This is a genomic window from Saccharothrix sp. CCNWYY140, from assembly GCF_037401995.1.
GTDB lineage: Bacteria > Actinomycetota > Actinomycetes > Mycobacteriales > Pseudonocardiaceae > Actinosynnema.
Genome location: NZ_JBBEGC010000019.1, coordinates 72,627 through 89,127 on the forward strand (window position 1 = coordinate 72,627; position 16,501 = coordinate 89,127).

The window sequence follows — 16,501 nt, forward strand, 5'->3', positions numbered from 1 at the left end:
GTCGCGCGGCGCGTGGCCCCCCGGGCGCGCCGGTTCTCGTTCACCCCCACGGTGACCGTGTACCTGGCGCTGGCGGCCCTGCTGGTCGTGGGCAGCGTGCTGGTGGCGGTGGACGGCGGTGTGCTCCTCGACCAGGGCGGCATCCTCAACATCCTCACCCGCAGCACGGTCCTGGGGCTGGTCGCGGTCGGGCAGACGATGGTGATCGTCACCGGGTCGCTGGACCTGTCGGTGGCCTACCTGATCGGACTGTGCTCGCTGGTCGCGGCGGAGACCATGTCCGGGCAGGGGTCGATGATCTTCCCCGGCGTGGTGCTGGCGCTCGCGGTCGCGGCGGCGGTCGGACTGGTCAACGGGCTGGTCATCACCGTGTTGAAGGCCAACGCGTTCATCGCCACGCTCGGCGTCGCGCTGATCCTGCGCGGCTGGCTGGAGCACAACTACACCGGCCCGGCGGGCAGCGTGCCGCGCTCGTTCCAGCACCTGGGGTACGACCGGATCGGCCCGGTGCCGATCGCGGCGCTGCTCATGGTGCTGATCGCGGCGGGCGCGTGGTGGTACATGCGGCGCACTCGGGCCGGCTACCACATGTACGCGGTGGGCGGCGACATCGACGTGGCGCGGCTGTCCGGTGTCCGCACCTCGCGCACGATCGTCATCGCGCACGTGCTGTGCGCTTTGATGGCCGGTCTCGCGGGCGTGTTCCTGGCTTCACGCTTGGGTTCCGGCGCTCCTTATGTCGGCACGGACGCCGGCTACGACCTGGAGTCCATCGCGGCCGTTGTGCTCGGCGGCGCAGCGCTCGCCGGGGGGCGCGGCGGGGTCGTCGGCACGCTGGGCGGTGTCCTCATCCTGGCCACGCTGGACACGATCTTCGACGACCTCGCGGTGGACCCGTTCTTCAAGGACGTGGTGCGCGGTGTCGTGCTCATCGTCGCGGTGGCGCTCTACGCCCGCCGCAAGCCGGCCTCCGGGAGGGCCTCATGAACGCGGTCGTGCGGCGCCAGATGACGCAGTGGCGACCGAGGTTGGCCGACGGCACGGCGCCGGTCCTCGTGGTGCTGGTGGTGCTGCTGGTGGCACTGGCCTTCACCGGCCCCGCCTACAGCGAGCCCGCCGGGTACCTGGCGCTGCTCAAGCGGGCCGCGCCGCTGGTGATCCTCGCCATCGGGCAGTACTTCGTGGTGGTGTCGGGCGGGTTCGACCTGTCGGTGGGCTCGCTGGTGACCGCCGAGGTGGTCATCGCGGCCCGGCTGATCTCCGGCGACGACGGCAACACGGTGTGGGTCATCGCGTTGCTGCTCGGGTTCGGCGTGCTGGTCGGCCTGGTCAACGGGCTGATCACCACGCGGCTGCTGGTGCCGTCGTTCATCGTGACGCTGGGCATGCTGCTGGTCCTGGACGGCGCGGTGTTCCTGTGGACCGGCGGCGCGCCGCGCGGCGCGTTGTCCCCGTCGTTCCGGCAGTTCGGGCGCGGCGGTGTGGACCTGCCGCTGCTGGGCGCGGTGCCGTGGTCGGTGCTCATCCTGCTCGCCGTGCTGGTCGGGGCGGTGCTGTTCATGCGCGGCGGCACCGGTCGGACCCTGCTCGCGGTGGGCGACAACGAGAACGCGGTCCGCCTCGCGGGCGGCCGGGTGGAACGGCTGCGGCTGCTCGCGTTCGTGCTCTCGGGTGTCCTCGCGGCGCTGGCCGCGATCCTGCTCGCCGGGTTCGCCGGCGTGTCCGCGCAGGTCGGACAGGGCCTGGAGTTCCGGGCCATCACCGCCGTGGTCCTCGGCGGCGTGCTCCTCGGGGGAGGGCGCGGCTCGGTCGTCGCCGCGGCGGCCGGAGCGTTGTCGCTGGAAGCACTGTTCTCCCTGTTGAACCTGGTCGGCGTCTCCGGCGCGCTGGAGTCGGCCGTCCAGGGCGTGATCATCATCGCGGCGGTCGCCTACGCCGCCCTCGGAGCCGGTCTGCGGCAGAAGTTGCGCCCGCGCAAGACCGCTCCCGCTCTCCCCTAGAACTCCGCCAATGAAGCCGAGGAGTAGCACGATGAACAGGAAGTTGGCCGTAGTGGCCTTCGCGGGCGCGCTCGCGTTGGCCGGGTGTTCGAGCGATCTGCCGGACGCCGGCAGCGGCGGCACGAGCACGACGACCGGCGCGAAGGACGCGGCGAAGTCGGAGTTCTTCGACCAGGCCGAGTACGAGCGGCAGCTGAAGTTCCGGTCCGCCAAGGGCGTGGACCTCGACGGCGAGAACGCGCAGTTCAAGCCGTGGCAGCAGGCGCTGGACCCGAAGCTCGTGGACACGGCGAAGTTCGCCAAGCCCGGCGGGAACTACCACCTGTGCTTCTCCAACGCCTCGGTGGACAACCCGTGGCGGCAGGTCGGCTTCAAGACCATGCAGGAGGAGGTGAAGCTGCACCCGGAGATCACGAAGTTCTCCGTGCTGGACGCCGAGGCCAAGGACGACAAGCAGATCAGCGACATCCAGTCGTTCGCCTCGCAGGGGTGCAGCGCCCTGATCGTCTCGCCGAACACGACCGCCACCCTCACGCCCGCGGTGGAAGCGGCGTGCAAGACCGGCGTGCCGGTGATCGTGTTCGACCGCGGTGTGAAGACCAGCTGCCCGGTCACGTTCATCCACCCGATCGGCGGGTTCGCGTTCGGCGCGGACGGCGCGGAGTTCCTCAAGGAGAAGGTGCCCGCGGGCGGCAAGGTGCTGGCGCTGCGCATCCTGCCCGGCGTGGACGTGCTGGAGCAGCGGTGGGCGGCGGCCAACGAGATCTTCGCGGGCAGCGGCCTGAAGATCGTGGGCGTGGAGTTCACCGACGGTGACGCGGCCAAGACCAAGTCCATCGTCAACGACTACATCCAGCGCGAGGGCAAGATCGACGGCGTCTGGATGGACGCGGGCGCGACCGCCGTGGCCGCCGTGGAGGCCTTCCAGGACGCGGGCTCGGCACTGCCCGCCATCGTGGGCGAGGACCAGCAGGACTTCCTGCGCATGTGGGCCAAGGAGAAGCTGACCGCCGTCGCCCCGACCTACCCGACCTACCAGTGGCGGACCCCGGTCATCGCCGCGCTGCGCATCCTCAACGGCAAGCAGGTCCCGCAGGAGTGGGTGCTGCCGCAGCCGAAGGTCACGCAGGACACGCTCCAGAACTTCATCAAGGAGGACATGCCGCCGCTGCACTACGCGATGTGCGGCTGCGACCAGATGCCGGGTTACCCGGCGCCCTGGAAGTAAGTGAGCCACCGCGGGCGGGCCGCGCGACCCCGGCCCGCTCGCGGTACCCCACACCCTGCCGAGAGGGACGACCAATGGCGGACGAACCCACCGGACTGTGGCTGATCGGCGCGCGCGGCTCCGTCGCGACCACCGCGGTCAGCGGACTGCTCGCCCTGCGCGCCGGGCTGGTGCCCGCGACCGGCTGCGTGACCGAACGGCCGGAGCTGGCGGGTCTGCCGCTGCCCGGCTGGTCGGACCTGGTGGTCGGCGGGCACGACGTGTCCCCGACCCCGCTGGAGAAGCGGGCCGAGCTGCTGGCGCAGGGCGGGGTGCTGCCGCACCACGTGCTCGGCGCGGTGCGCGCGGGTCTGCTGGCGGTGGACGCGGAGGTCCGCGAGGGCTACCACCCGGCCACCGACGACGGCCCGCAGGCCGACGCGGCCCGGCGGCTGGCCGGCGACATCACCGCGTTCCGCGACCGGCACGGCCTGGCCCGGGTGGTCGTGGTGAACGTGTCCTCGACCGAACCGCCCGTGCCGCACGTGCCCGAGCACGACGACCTGGACCTGCTGGAACGAGCGCTGGCCGACCCGGCGAAGCGGGTGCTGCCGCCCAGTTCGGTGGCCGCCTACGCTGCGTTGAACGCGGGCTGCCCGTTCGTGGACTTCACGCCCTCGACGGGCATCGCCCTGCCCGCGCTGGACGCGTTGGCCCGCCAGGAGGGCCTGCCGTACGCGGGCCGGGACGGCAAGACCGGCGAGACGCTGGTGCGGACCGTGCTCGCGCCGATGTTCACCTCGCGCGCGCTGCGCGTGCGCTCGTGGGCGGGCACGAACCTGCTCGGCGGCGGTGACGGTGCCACGCTGGAGGACCCGGCGCACGCGGACAGCAAGCTGCGCTCCAAGGCGCGCGGGCTGGAGTCGCTGCTGGGCGAGCCGGTGCCGGCCCCGCTGCACATCGACAACGTCCCCGACCTGGGCGAGACCAAGACCGCGTGGGACCACGTGTCCTTCGAGGGGTTCCTGGGCGCGCGGATGACCCTCCAGTTCACCTGGACGGGCCTGGACTCGGCGCTCGCCGCGCCGCTGGTGCTCGACTTGGCCCGGCTGGTGGCCGCCGCGCACCGGGCGGGCCAGGTCGGGGCGCTGGGCGCGTTGGGGTTCTTCTTCAAGGACCCGTTGGGCAGTGACGAGCACCGGTTCGCCGACCAGACCCGGGAGCTGCACCGGTGGGCGTCGGAGCTGGGCCGATGAAGGCGTACCTGGAGTTGGTGCGGGCGCCGGCCGCGTTGACGGTGCTGGGGGACACGCTGGTCGGGGCGCCGGGGCCGCTGCGGGGCCGCCGGTTGCTGCTGCCGCTGGCGTCGGTCGCGTTGTACTGGGCGGGCATGGCGCTCAACGACTGGGCCGACCGGGAGGTCGACGCGGTCGAACGGCCCGAGCGGCCGATCCCGTCCGGCCGGATTTCACCGGAGGCCGCGTTGGCCACGGCGGCGGGGCTGACCGCGGTCGGTGTCGGTCTGGCGGCCGTCGCCGGGCGCAACGCCGTGCCGCTGGCCGCCGCTGTGTGGAGTTACGACACCATTTTGAAGGACACCCCCGCCGGGCCGTTCGCGATGGCCGCGTGCCGGGGGTTGGACGTGTTGATGGGCGGCCGGGCCGTGCTGCCTGCCGCGTTGATGGCCGCGCACACCCTGGGCGTCACCGTGTTGTCGCGCGGCGAGGTGCACGGCACGTCACCTGGGGTGGCTCGCGCGGTGCTCTCGGGAACGGCCGCGACCGCGCTGGCGGCCCTGGTCAGGAAGCCGGGACTGGCGGGGATCGCGTCCGCGCTGGGGTACGCGGCGTCAGTGGGCCGGGCCCAGTGGGAAGCGGTGCGCGACCCCTCGGCGGCCAACGCTCGTGCCGCGACCAAGGCCGGCATCCACGGCATGGTGCTGCTCCAGTCCGCTTTGTCCCGCAACGCTTCCTTCGTGCCACTGGTGCTGCCGCTGGCACGTCGGCTCAGCCGGAAGGTGGGTCCCACATGACGTTCCACCTGGGGTACGGCACCAACGGGTTCGCCAACCACCGGTTGGACGACGCCCTGGCCGTGATCGCCGACCTCGGCTACACCGCCGTCGCCCTGACCCTGGACCACCACCACCTCGACCCGTACGCCGACGACGTGGCCCAGCAGACCAAGCGGGTCTCGGCGCGGCTGGCGGAACTGGGGCTGCGGTCGGTGGTGGAGACCGGCGCCCGCTACCTGCTCGACCCGCGCCGCAAGCACCACCCGACGCTGGTCAGCGAGTCGCAGGAGGTCCGGGTGGACTTCCTGGCGCGGGCCACGAGGATCGCCGCCGACCTGGGGTCGGACTGCGTGTCGTTCTGGTCCGGCATCGGCGACTCGTGGGACCGGCTCAAGTCCGGTGTGTCCGCGGTCCTGGACAGCGCGCCGCCGGTGCCGCTGGGGCTCGAACCCGAGCCCGGGATGCTGGTGGAACGCCTCGAAGACGCGCTGAGGCTGCGGGCCGAACTGGGTGACCCGGAGGCCCTGCGGATCACCTTGGACGTCGGGCACTGCGTGGCCGTCGAACCCGTGGACGCCGCCGCCTGCATCCGCCGCGCCGGGGACCTGCTGGTCAACGTGCAGCTGGACGACATGCTGCCGGGCGTGCACGAGCACCTGGAGTTCGGCGAAGGACACCTCGACCTGCCCGGCACCCTCGCCGCGTTGACCGACATCGGGTACGCGGGGGTCGCCGCCGTCGAGCTGCCCCGGCACAGCCACGCCGCACCGGACGTGGCCCGGAGGTCCTTCGCCGCGTTGCGGTCGGCGTCGTGGACGGCGGCGGCCGAACGGGAGGTCCGCGCCGACCCCGCGGCGTTGGAACGGCTCTTCGCCGGCGCGGGCCGCGTGGACCGGGCACGCGAGGACGACCTGCGGGTCCGGCTGCTGGAGGCATACCCGGGCGATCTGGCGGGAACCCTGACCACGCTGTACCGGCACGGCAGCTCCGCGGAACGCCGTGCGGTGCTGCGAGCGCTCGGCACGGTCGGCGCACGCGTGCCCGAGGTCGGCGTCGAGCTGGTCAAGGACGCCTTGCGCACCAACGAGACAGGGCTGGTCGCGGCGGCGCTCGGGCCGTTCGCGCGCGACCACCTCGACCAGCACTCGTGGCGGCACGGCGTGCTGAAGTGCCTGTTCATGGGCGTCCCGCTGGACGTGGTCGCGGGCCTGGCCGAGCGCACCGACGACGAATTGCTGCGGATGGTGGCCGGGTTCGCCGACGAACGGGAAGCCGCCGGCCGCGCCGTGCCCGAAGACGCCCTCGCCCTGCTCCGAAAGGCCGCCTGATGCGCATCTTCGACCCGCACATCCACATGACCTCCCGCACCACCGACGACTACGAGTCGATGCACGCCGCCGGCGTCCGCGCGCTGGTGGAACCCGCGTTCTGGCTGGGCCAGCCGCGCACGTCGGTCGGGTCGTTCGTGGACTACTTCGACGGCCTGGTGGGCTGGGAGCGCTTCCGCGCGGCTCAGTACGGCATCGCCCACCACTGCGCCATCGCGCTCAACCCCAAGGAGGCCAACGACCCCCGCCTCACCGAGGTGCTCGACGTCCTGCCGCGCTACCTGGTCAAGGACGGCGTGGTCGCGGTCGGCGAGGTCGGCTACGACTCGATGACCCCCGAGGAGGACGACGCCTTCGCCCGCCAGCTCGAACTGGCGCTGTTGCACGAACTCCCCGTGCTCGTGCACACCCCGCACCGCGACAAGAAGGCCGGCACGCAACGGACGCTGGACGTGGTGCGCGAGTCGGGTGTCCCGGTGGAGAAGGTCGTCGTGGACCACCTGAACGAGACCACGATCAAGGCCGTCGCGGACTCCGGGTGCTGGATGGGGTTCTCCATCTACCCGGACACCAAGATGGACGAGGACCGGATGGTGGCCCTGCTCAAGGAGTACGGCACCGACCGCGTGCTGGTGAACTCGGCCGCCGACTGGGGCCGCTCGGACCCGTTGAAGACGCACAAGACCGGGTTGGCGATGCTGGCCGCCGGGTTCGACGAGTCCGATGTGGACAAGGTGCTGTGGCACAACCCCGTGCAGTTCTACGGGCAGAGCGGGCGGTTGCTGCTCGACGTCGAGGAAGTCGGGGCCGTGCACGCGGGCACCGGCAACTCCGTGCTGCGGGGTGAGCGGTGATCGCCTACTGCACCAACGTGCACCCGGCGCACGACTTGGCGGGCATCCTCGACCAGCTCGACCGGCACGCCGTGGGCGTGCGGGAGCGCTTGGGCGTGGACGTCCTGCCGCTCGGGCTGTGGCTGCCCGCGTCCGTGGCCCGGGGTCTGGCGGCGGACCCGGTGGCGCGGCGGGGTTTCCGCGACGAGCTGACGGCCCGGGGGCTGTCGGTGAGCACGCTCAACGCGTTCCCGTACGGCGACTTCCACGACACCGTGGTCAAGCACGCGGTGTACCGGCCGAACTGGGTCGATCCGCGCCGGCTGGCCTACACCCAGGACTGCGCGACCATCCTGGCCGACCTGATGCCCGCGTCGGCGACCTACGGCAGCATTTCGACGCTGCCGCTGGGCTGGCGGGAGCCGTGGACCGACTGGGACGACGCCCACGCCGAGTCCGCCCTGTCCGAGCTGACCGCGTTCCTGCGCGACCTGGACCGGCCCGTGCGACTCGCGGTCGAACCCGAACCCGGGTGCGTGTTGGACACCGTGGCCGACGCCGTCGGGTGGCTGGCCGACCGCGTGGACCCCGCGCACATCGGGCTGTGCCTGGACACCTGCCACCTCGCGGTGTCCTGGGCCGACCCGGTCGAGACGGTGGAGCTGATCCGCTCGTCCGGGCTGCCGGTGGTGAAGGTGCAGGCCTCCGCCGCGCTGGAGGTGCCCGACCCGCGCGCGGCCCGGGAGGCGCTGGCCGACTTCGCCGAACCCCGGTACCTGCACCAGGTCCGGGAGAACGCGCCGGACGGCGTGCTGGCGGCCGACGACCTGCCCGAGGCGTTCGACCGGCTGCCCGGCGAGCACCCGTGGCGGGTCCACTTCCACGTGCCGCTGCACGCGGTGCCCCGCGCGGGCCTGCGGTCGACCACGGACGTGCTGGTCGCGGCCGTGGGGGCGCTGGAGGAGGAGGCGCACGTGGAGGTCGAGACCTACACGTGGACCGTGTTGCCCGACGCGGGCGACCTGACCGAGGGCATCGCGGCCGAACTGGCGTGGGCCTCTGAGCACCTGACTACGGGGGTGGCGGTGTGAAGCCGCTGGTGGTTATCGACGTCGTCGGCCTGACGCCGGGGTTGTTGCGGCACATGCCGAACCTGTCCGCCCTGCCCGGCCGGGCGTCGCTCGGCACGGTGCTGCCGGCGGTGACGTGCAGCGCGCAGGCCACCTTCCTGACCGGGCTCACGCCCGCGCAGCACGGGATCGTCGGCAACGGCTGGTACTTCCGCGACCTCGGCGAGGTCCACCTGTGGCGGCAGCACAACCGCCTGGTGCAGGGGGAGAAGCTGTGGGAGACCGCGCGGCGGTTCGAGCCCTCGTACAAGGCGGCGAACGTGTGCTGGTGGTACGCGATGGGCGCGTCGACCGACATCACCGTGACCCCGCGCCCGATCTACCACGCCGACGGCCGCAAGTCGCCCGACTGCTACGTCCGGCCGCCGGAGCTGCACGACCGGCTGACCGGGGCGCTGGGGGAGTTCCCGCTGTTCCAGTACTGGGGGCCGACGGCGGCGCTGAAGTCGAGCGAGTGGATCGTGAACGCGTCGGTGAAGGTCTTCCGCGAGGAGCGGCCCGACCTGCTGCTGGTCTACGTGCCGCACTTGGACTACGACCTCCAGCGGTTCGGGCCGTCGTCCGCGCAAGCTCGTCGGGCGGCGTCCGATGTGGACAAGGCGCTGAAGCCGTTGTTGGAGTTGGACGCCACGATCGTCGTGCTGTCGGAGTACGGGATCACCGAGGCGCGGCGGCCGGTGGACGTCAACCGGGCGTTGCGCCGGGCCGGGCTGCTGGAGGTCCACACCCAGGCGGGCATGGAGTACCTCGACCCGTGGACGTCCCGGGCGTTCGCGGTGGCCGACCACCAGATCGCGCATGTCTATGTGCGCGACCCGGCGGACCTGCCCCGGGCGAGGGCGGTGCTCTCCGAGCTGCCGGGCGTGGACGAGGTGTACGACCGGGCCGGGCAGGGCGCGGTGGGGCTGGACCACGAGCGGTCCGGCGAGCTGGTCGCGGTGGCCGAGCCGGACGCCTGGTTCACCTACTACTACTGGCTCGACGACGCGCGGGCGCCGGACTTCGCGCGCGGTGTGGACATCCACCGCAAGCCCGGCTACGACCCGGCGGAGCTGTTCTTCGACCCGGCCGACCGGTTCGCCAAGGCGCGGGCGGGGCTGAACCTGGTGCGCAAGAAGGTGGGCCTGCGGTACGCCATGAACGTGGTGCCGCTGGACCCGAAGTGGGTGCGGGGCTCGCACGGCCGCCTGCCCGACCGGGACGAGGACGGGCCGGTGCTGCTGTGCTCCGCGCCGGTGGACCGGGACCGGGTCGAGGCGGTGGAGGTCCGCGACCTCCTGCTGGAACTGCAAGGGATGCCTGTGAAGGAGTCGCAGCGATGAGCCGGCCGATCACGTTGTTCACCGGGCAGTGGGCGGACCTGCCGTTCGAGGAGGTCTGCAAGCTCGCCGCCGGGTGGGGGTACGACGGGGTGGAGATCGCCTGTTCCGGGGACCACTTCGAGGTCGACCGGGCGGTGTCGGAGGAGGGGTACGTCGAGGCCAAGCTGGCCCAGCTGGACCGGCACGGGCTGAAGGTCTTCGCCATCTCCAACCACCTGGTGGGGCAGGCGGTGTGCGACGACCCGATCGACTTCCGCCACCAGGCCATCCTGCCCGAGCGGCTGTGGGGGGACGGGTCGCCAGAGGGCGTGCGGCAGCGGGCGGCGGCGGAGATGGCCGACACCGCGCGGGCGGCGGCGGCGCTGGGCGTGGACACCGTCGTCGGGTTCACCGGGTCGAAGATCTGGAAGTACGTGGCGATGTTCCCGCCGGTGCCCGCCGAGGTCATCGAGGACGGGTACGAGGACTTCGCGCGGCGCTGGAACCCGATCCTGGACGTGTTCGACGAGGTCGGGGTGCGGTTCGCGCACGAGGTCCACCCGTCGGAGATCGCCTACGACTACTGGACCACCCGGCGCGCGATGGACGCGGTGGGCAACCGAGCCGCGTTCGGCCTGAACTGGGACCCGTCGCACTTCGTGTGGCAGGACCTGGACCCGGTCGGGTTCATCCTGGACTTCGCCGACCGGATCTACCACGTGGACTGCAAGGACACCAAGAAGCGCTTCGACGGCCGCAACGGTCGGCTCGGGTCGCACCTGCCGTGGGCGCACCCGAGGCGGGGCTGGGACTTCGTGTCCACCGGTCACGGTGACGTGCCGTGGGAGGAGTGCTTCCGGGCGCTGAACGCGATCGGCTACCGGGGCCCGATCTCGGTGGAGTGGGAGGACGCCGGCATGGACCGGCTGCGCGGGGCGGAAGAGGCGGTGCAGTTCATCCGGGGCCTGCTGTTCGACCAGCCGACAGCAGCCTTCGACGCCGCCTTCACCCGCCGCGAGGACGGTTGATCCCGGTGCCGGAGGTGGTGGCGGTGGGCGCCGAACCCACCGCCGAGACCCTGCGGCTGATGGCCCTGCTGGCCACCGGCGCCACGGACCGCGCGATCGCGCGGGAACTGGGCGTGAGCACCCGGACGGTGCACCGCAAGATCGCCCGGCTCCAGTCCCTGCTGGGCGTGCGGTCCAGGTTCCAGCTGGGCGTGTGCGCGGCCGGTCACCGTTGGCTCTAGGCGGTCGGCTCCATGTCACCGACAGTTCGTCGAGTGACGTATCTCATCGTTTGGCCACGAGCGCCGACAGGTAATGAAAGGATGCGCCATTCGGTTGAAAGGATCATGATGCACGAGCTCGACTCCCGTCGCACGGTGGCCAACCCGCGCCGCACCCGCCTGTCCGCCGACTGGACGGCCCAGCCCACGACGTCCCCGGCGGGCTCCACCCCGGAAACCACCCACGGCGACGACGCCCGCCGCAACTCGGCCAACGGCACCACCCCGGCCTGACGGTCCTCCGGGCCGGTCGGTGCCGGTCGCCCGCGTTCAGGCCTGGAGCTCGGCCAGAGCTTCGCGGATCTTCGTGGGCAGGCTGCCGTCCGGCCCTTCGTGTGCCTCCAGGGCGGGCAGGATCGCGCGGTACTCCGCGGCCGTCTCCCCAGCGGTCGCGAGCCCCAGTTCATGCCGGCCCTGCGCGATCCGGCGCCTGGTCCGCAAGGGCTCCCAGGCGTCGGGTGGCAGTGCCGCCAGCTCGGCGGCGAGGCACTCCTCCAGCACGGGCAAGGCCTCGGCCCAACGGTCTCGGGTGATCAAGGTGCGCGCGAGCGTCCACAGGACGTGTCGGGTCAGGTGGTCGTGGGGCTGGTGGTGCTCCCGGCAGAGGTCGACCAGTTCCCGCAGTTCCGCCTCGGCGCCGGCGATGTCGCCCGCCGCCCGGCGGGCGCCGGCCAACTCCTCCCGCAGCCACGCCGTCGACGTGCTCGTGGGACCGTGGGCATCGAGGTAGTCCGTCAGCAGGTCGGTGAACTCGGCGATCGCCCCGGCGGCGTCGATCTCGCCCACCTTGCGCCGCATCCGGATGATCCTCCGACGGCTCACCAGGACGTCGCGGTGCCTCGGCTCGTACAGCCGCTGTTCGACCTCCAGGCCGGCGCGGTAGCACTCCAGCGCCTCGGCCGGGCGGTTCAGGACCTCCAGCAGGTCGGCCAGCACCCAGTGCACCGCCGCGGCCACCCCGTCGGTCGCGGGTGCGGCGAGCTGGTCCCGGAGCTCTTCCTCGGCTTCTGGTTGTCGACTGGCCTTGATCAGCGCCTTGGCCCGGTCGAGGCGAAGCTTCGCGTGGTGTTCGTCGGAGCGGGCGTGCCGTGCGATCTCCTCGTCGTAGGCGGCGATCGCGTCGTCGCCGAGACCCTGTTCGACCAGGCAATCCGCGTACGCGCGCAAGGTCTTGCGGTAGCGGTTGTCCTGGTCGAGGCCGGTCGACCGCAGGTGGCGCAGGACTTCGCGGTACTCGACCGCGGCCTGAGCGGGCCGACCGAGCAGTTTGAGCACGTCGGCGACCTCTCCCCGCGCTGAATTGGACGTGATCGGCTCGGTCCTGACCCGTTCGAACTCGTCGAGCGCCACGGCGGTCGCGCCGCGCTTGACCAGTTCGCGCGCCAACCTCGCCTGCCACGTCAGCGTGTAGTGATCGCTGTGACCGCGCTCGCGTCGGCAAGCGGCGATCACCGCGCGGATCTCGGCTTCGGCTTCCTCGTGGTGGCCGAGACCGCTCAACATCCGCACGAGCTCGTCCCGGGACACCAGCGTGTACGGGTTGGTCGCACCGAGCACCGATGTGCGGGTTCGAGCAACCGCGTGCATCTCCGCCACCGCGTGGGCATGGCCTTCGAGGTTGCCGAGCAACACCGCGGCGTTGTGGTGGGTGATGAGGGTCTCCGGGTGGTCGGCGCCGAGAACCCGGGTCTGGGCGTCGAGGATCCGGCGGAACTCCGCGTGGTTCTCAGTGGTCCACTCGCTCGTCAACACGGCGCGGTGTCGGGTGGACAGGAGCAGGGGATCGTCCTCGGGGAGCACGCGCGCCCGCGACAGCACCACCTGCGAGTACCGCTTGGCGTCGGCCCAGTAGCCGGAGAACGACATGTAGGCGAAGCCGCGGAGGGCGCAGTCGAGCACCTCCCGGAACACCGGGGCGTCGTCGGGCACCTGCGCAACGAGGGCGGCCACGTGGGGTAGCAGCAGGCGCCACCACGGCCAGTTCTCGGCTTCCTCCGGCGCGGGTGTGGCGGCTCGGGCGATCAGGCGGGCTGCCGCGCGCCAAGTCGGTGCCTGTTCGGCGGCGGGTAACGCGCGCAAGCGGCTGGACACGGCCTCCAGTACGAGCCGGTGGCCGAGCAGGCAGACCAGGGGTGAATCGCCGACGTGGTCGGGGGTGCCGGTCAGGCCATCTACCTCGGTCACCACCAGCATGGCCTGCTCGACCAGTGCCTCCAGCGACAGTCCCACGTCGTCGAGCACGACGGCGCGGCCGGCGGCCTCCGCGAGGACGGCCTCGTCCAGCAAGTCGGCGGGCAGTGGGGCGGAGGCGAAGCACGACATCAGGCGCATCAACGCCCTGGCGTGCACGTACCCCTGCGCCTCCAGCAGGTCCAGGCCCATCTCCCACGTGCGGCTGACCAGACCGCGGTGCCGCTGTTCGAGGCGTTCGACGTCGTTCAGGTGGGGTACGCCCTCGTCCAGCAGGTCCAGGGCCGAGTCGCCGAGTGCCTGGCGGTAGGCGTCGAAGGTAGCGGCACGGGCCGGGCGGCCGGACTCTCGGCGCAGCAGGCCGCCGCCGCGGGACGTGCGGCCGAGGTACGTGCCGGCCGAGCGCAGTGCCAGTGGCAGGCCGCCGAGGCGTTCGGCGAGTGCCCGTGCCGCGCCGCGGCCACCTGCGTGACCGGCGAGGTCGATCAGCACGTCCGCCGCGTCTTCCTCGCCCAGGACGTCCACGTGGTGCAAGCGGGCCTGGCTGCCCCACACCTCGCGCGCCCCGACCCTCGAGGTCACGACCGTGGTGCCCCGGTGACTGGGTCGCACCCAGCCGGTGCCGTCGCCGGGCACGCCGCCCGCGGAGGCGAGCAGGTGGGGCTCGTCGGCGTTGTCCACCACCAGGAGCCAAGGGTGCGGTGCCGCGTCGAGGTGTCGCCAGAGCAGGTCCGTGGCGCTGCCGAACCCCGCCCACGCGCGTTCGACCTGGTCGTCGGGCACGCCGATCTCGTGGGCGACCTGCTTGAGGCCTTCGACGAGCCCGCCGCGTTGGGACGCCGAGATCCAGAAGACCGGGCAGTCGGCGCGGCGAGCGACCTCCAGCGCGATGGTGGTCTTGCCGCAGCCGCCCAGGCCGTGCAGCACCTGCACGACCGGCTGCGGTTCGGCCACCAGGGCCGAGATGTGGTCGAGCACGTCGTCCCGGCCGCGCACGTGCGCAGGTAGTCCGCCGATCGGTGGGCGGATCGACAGCGCACCGGGTCGGCGGACCTCGACCGGCTCGGCGGTGGTCGTCCCGCGCCACTCGCGTTCGGCCCGCTGGGCGGCCTCCCACATCCGCTTCCAGCGCGTGTCCGGCGGGATGTCGCAGGCTTTGAGGAGCTTGGTGACGGTGTCCCAGCTGGGCGTCTTCGAGCCGCCGAGCGCGTCGGACAGGGTGGCGGGGGAGACACCGGCGTCGGCGGCGAAGACCCGCGACACCCGGTACTCCGCATCGGTCATCGCGGTCCGCAGCCGTTCCGCGAGCACCCGCAGTTCGGCCGGCGCTCCGGGGTCGACCGGGTCGAGCCTGCCTGCCACCGCGCGTTCCCCTCTCCGTCGTTCGCACCCGAACGCCGAACGAACGTCGAACCCGGCGGTCGGGAGGCGGGTGTTCACCGAACGTTCAAGGCCGTCACCGAACGCTACCGGCCCGTCCTACACAAGGTGCATCGCCACTCGGATGAAGGATGTGACCGGAGATGTTCCAGCAAGTTCTCGAGATCGCGCTGCAGCTGAGCACGCTCGTCAACCTGACCGTGAGCACGGTGGTGCTGCTCAGGCGGAACAGGCCCGTCCGGCGTCGGTCCACTGTGGACCGCGTTAAGCGTCGGCGGGGCTCGCGTCAAGTGTGATCCATCCGGCGGTCGATCCGCCGAACAGCTCAACCCAGGCGAACCTAAGTTAGGTTAGGGTTGCCTTGCCGCGACAGCGTGCCGAGACCGAGGAGTTGGGTGTGACCGAGTACGACCTGGAAGAGATCGCGACGGGGTCGGCTGATCCGCTGGAACTGGTCGCGCGGCTGGCGCGGTCCGGGTTCGACGACTACGTGGTCTACGAGCGCGGGGGCGCCTGGACCTTCGCGGGCGGCGCGCTGGCGACGGTGACCCTGGACGCCGGCCACGTGCGGGTCGTCCACGGCGGTGAGCAGGTCGAACGGTCCTGGACGGGTTCGCCGGGTCAGGCGTTGGGCGAGGCGCTCGCCGGGTTGGGCATCCCGGGTTGGCGTGCCTACGGTCGAGTGGACTTCGGGTTCTCCGGCCTGGTCCCGGGCCTCGCCCTGCGCGGCGCGGACGTGCCGGTCGGCGAGATCGTGCGCCTGATCGTGCCCCGCACGGAGGTCACCCTCGCCAACGGCAAGGCAACGGTCCGCTCGATCGACACCCGTGAACTGGACCGAGTGCGCGAGGTCCTGCGCAACGACTTCGGCGCCAACACCACCGAGGCCGCCCCCGTCGACATCCGAGCAGACGGCGCCAGCTACCGCGAGCGGGTGGCCCAGGCGGTCAAGGAAATCCGACAGGGCCAGTACCAAAAGGTCATCCTGTCTCGTTCGGTGCGCATCCCGTTCCCCGTCGACATCGTCGCCACCTACGAACTGGGCCGCCGCGGCAACACCCCGGCACGTTCGTTCGTACTGCGCCTGGACGGCGCGGAGGCGGCCGGCTTCAGCCCGGAGATCATCGTGTCCGTGGACGCCGAGGGCAGGGTGGTAACCCAGCCCCTGGCCGGCACCAGGGCGTTCGGCCGAGGCGCGGAAATCGACGCGGCAGCCCGCACCGAGTTGGAAACCGACCCGAAGGAAGTCTTCGAACACGCCGTCTCCGTCCGCACCGCGCAGGAGGAGCTGCGCCGGATCTGCACACCCGACTCGGTGCGGGTGGGTGACTTCATGGGCATCAAGGAGCGCGGCAGCGTGCAGCACTTGGCGTCCTTGGTCAACGGCGACCTCGCCCCTGGCCGCACGGCATGGGACGCCCTGGAGGCCGTGTTCCCGGCAGTAACGGCATCGGGCATCCCCAAGCGCGAGTCCTTGGACGCCATCTCCCGCATGGACGAGACGCGGGGCTTGTACTCGGGCGCAGTGATCACCGCCGGTCACGACGGTTCCCTGGACGCGGCCCTGGTACTGCGCGCGGTCTACCAGGAATCCGACCGAGCCTGGCTCCGGGCAGGCGCAGGCATCGTCGCGGACTCCACGCCAGAACGAGAGTTCGAGGAAACCTGCGAGAAGCTGTCCTCAGTAGCCCCCTTCGTCGTCAAGGCCTAGGAACACCCCCACCCTTCGCGCGCAGCGCGTGCTCTTCGGCGAAGCCGGCAAGCGGCAGTCCACCGAGGAGGACACAGCGCAACTTGGGCTTCTTGCTTGTGTCATCCCCGTATGGCCTG

The 16,501-nt window shown here is 71.8% G+C and carries 14 protein-coding genes; 13 read left to right on the forward strand and 1 reads right to left on the reverse strand.

The features are described from left to right. Positions 1-12 precede the first annotated feature (12 nt). From WBN91_RS12610 to WBN91_RS12665, 12 genes are all read left to right on the forward strand, one after another. The gene (locus WBN91_RS12610; RefSeq protein ID WP_337723041.1) at positions 13-987 is read left to right on the forward strand and encodes an ABC transporter permease; all 975 of its coding nucleotides are present in this window, start codon (positions 13-15) and stop codon (positions 985-987) included. Next, positions 984-2,000, forward strand: coding sequence for an ABC transporter permease (locus tag WBN91_RS12615; RefSeq protein WP_337723022.1), 1,017 nt, complete (start codon positions 984-986; stop codon positions 1,998-2,000). Before WBN91_RS12610 ends, WBN91_RS12615 begins: the two co-directional genes overlap by 4 nt. Before the next feature lie 31 nt (positions 2,001-2,031). Further along, on the forward strand, positions 2,032-3,228 hold the full coding sequence (locus tag WBN91_RS12620) for a substrate-binding domain-containing protein (RefSeq protein ID WP_337723023.1): 1,197 nt from the start codon (positions 2,032-2,034) through the stop codon (positions 3,226-3,228). A gap of 74 nt (positions 3,229-3,302) precedes the next feature. Continuing rightward, positions 3,303-4,463 carry an inositol-3-phosphate synthase gene (locus WBN91_RS12625; protein ID WP_337723024.1) on the forward strand — a complete coding sequence of 387 codons (1,161 nt, stop codon included), beginning with the start codon at positions 3,303-3,305 and terminating at the stop codon, positions 4,461-4,463. After that, positions 4,460-5,239 (forward strand): SCO3242 family prenyltransferase, encoded by a 780-nt coding sequence (locus WBN91_RS12630; RefSeq protein ID WP_337723025.1) that lies wholly within the window; start codon positions 4,460-4,462, stop codon positions 5,237-5,239. The genes WBN91_RS12625 and WBN91_RS12630 overlap by 4 nt, the downstream gene beginning before the upstream one ends. After that, the gene (locus tag WBN91_RS12635) at positions 5,236-6,549 is read left to right on the forward strand and encodes an EboA domain-containing protein (protein ID WP_337723026.1); all 1,314 of its coding nucleotides are present in this window, start codon (positions 5,236-5,238) and stop codon (positions 6,547-6,549) included. Before WBN91_RS12630 ends, WBN91_RS12635 begins: the two co-directional genes overlap by 4 nt. After that, positions 6,549-7,403, forward strand: coding sequence for a TatD family hydrolase (locus tag WBN91_RS12640; protein ID WP_337723027.1), 855 nt, complete (start codon positions 6,549-6,551; stop codon positions 7,401-7,403). The genes WBN91_RS12635 and WBN91_RS12640 overlap by 1 nt, the downstream gene beginning before the upstream one ends. Continuing rightward, a complete protein-coding gene (gene eboE / locus WBN91_RS12645; RefSeq protein ID WP_337723028.1) occupies positions 7,400-8,473 on the forward strand; it encodes a metabolite traffic protein EboE in 1,074 nt (357 codons plus the stop codon). Before WBN91_RS12640 ends, eboE begins: the two co-directional genes overlap by 4 nt. Further along, the gene (locus WBN91_RS12650; RefSeq protein WP_337723029.1) at positions 8,470-9,834 is read left to right on the forward strand and encodes an alkaline phosphatase family protein; all 1,365 of its coding nucleotides are present in this window, start codon (positions 8,470-8,472) and stop codon (positions 9,832-9,834) included. Before eboE ends, WBN91_RS12650 begins: the two co-directional genes overlap by 4 nt. After that, positions 9,831-10,841: a sugar phosphate isomerase/epimerase family protein gene (locus WBN91_RS12655; protein ID WP_337723030.1), complete on the forward strand. Its 1,011-nt coding sequence runs from the start codon at positions 9,831-9,833 to the stop codon at positions 10,839-10,841. The genes WBN91_RS12650 and WBN91_RS12655 overlap by 4 nt, the downstream gene beginning before the upstream one ends. 5 nt (positions 10,842-10,846) lie before the next feature. Continuing rightward, positions 10,847-11,062 (forward strand): helix-turn-helix domain-containing protein, encoded by a 216-nt coding sequence (locus tag WBN91_RS12660; protein ID WP_246029586.1) that lies wholly within the window; start codon positions 10,847-10,849, stop codon positions 11,060-11,062. A 108-nt stretch (positions 11,063-11,170) separates the two neighbouring features. Beyond that, complete coding sequence (locus WBN91_RS12665; RefSeq protein WP_337723031.1) at positions 11,171-11,335, forward strand: hypothetical protein; 165 nt, start codon at positions 11,171-11,173, stop codon at positions 11,333-11,335. Positions 11,336-11,371: 36 nt separating this feature from the next. Here WBN91_RS12665 and WBN91_RS12670 read toward each other — a convergent pair whose 3' ends face one another. Next, positions 11,372-14,653, reverse strand: a complete 3,282-nt coding sequence (locus WBN91_RS12670; RefSeq protein ID WP_337723032.1) for a hypothetical protein — start codon at positions 14,651-14,653, stop codon at positions 11,372-11,374. A gap of 415 nt (positions 14,654-15,068) precedes the next feature. On the opposite strand from WBN91_RS12670, the gene WBN91_RS12675 reads away from it, so the two are divergent. Further along, positions 15,069-16,382, forward strand: coding sequence for a salicylate synthase (locus tag WBN91_RS12675; protein ID WP_337723033.1), 1,314 nt, complete (start codon positions 15,069-15,071; stop codon positions 16,380-16,382). Positions 16,383-16,501: the final 119 nt, after the last annotated feature.

Bases quoted from the DNA above. Each gene is read 5' to 3' on its own strand.
- WBN91_RS12635 (WP_337723026.1), top strand. From the start codon at position 5,236: ATGACGTTCCACCTGGGGTACGGCACCAACGGGTTCGCCAACCACCGG.
- WBN91_RS12615 (WP_337723022.1), top strand. From the start codon at position 984: ATGAACGCGGTCGTGCGGCGCCAGATGACGCAGTGGCGACCGAGGTTG.
- WBN91_RS12655 (WP_337723030.1), top strand. From the start codon at position 9,831: ATGAGCCGGCCGATCACGTTGTTCACCGGGCAGTGGGCGGACCTGCCG.
- WBN91_RS12665 (WP_337723031.1), top strand. From the start codon at position 11,171: ATGCACGAGCTCGACTCCCGTCGCACGGTGGCCAACCCGCGCCGCACC.
- WBN91_RS12640 (WP_337723027.1), top strand. From the start codon at position 6,549: ATGCGCATCTTCGACCCGCACATCCACATGACCTCCCGCACCACCGAC.
- WBN91_RS12630 (WP_337723025.1), top strand. From the start codon at position 4,460: ATGAAGGCGTACCTGGAGTTGGTGCGGGCGCCGGCCGCGTTGACGGTG.
- WBN91_RS12625 (WP_337723024.1), top strand. From the start codon at position 3,303: ATGGCGGACGAACCCACCGGACTGTGGCTGATCGGCGCGCGCGGCTCC.
- WBN91_RS12620 (WP_337723023.1), top strand. From the start codon at position 2,032: ATGAACAGGAAGTTGGCCGTAGTGGCCTTCGCGGGCGCGCTCGCGTTG.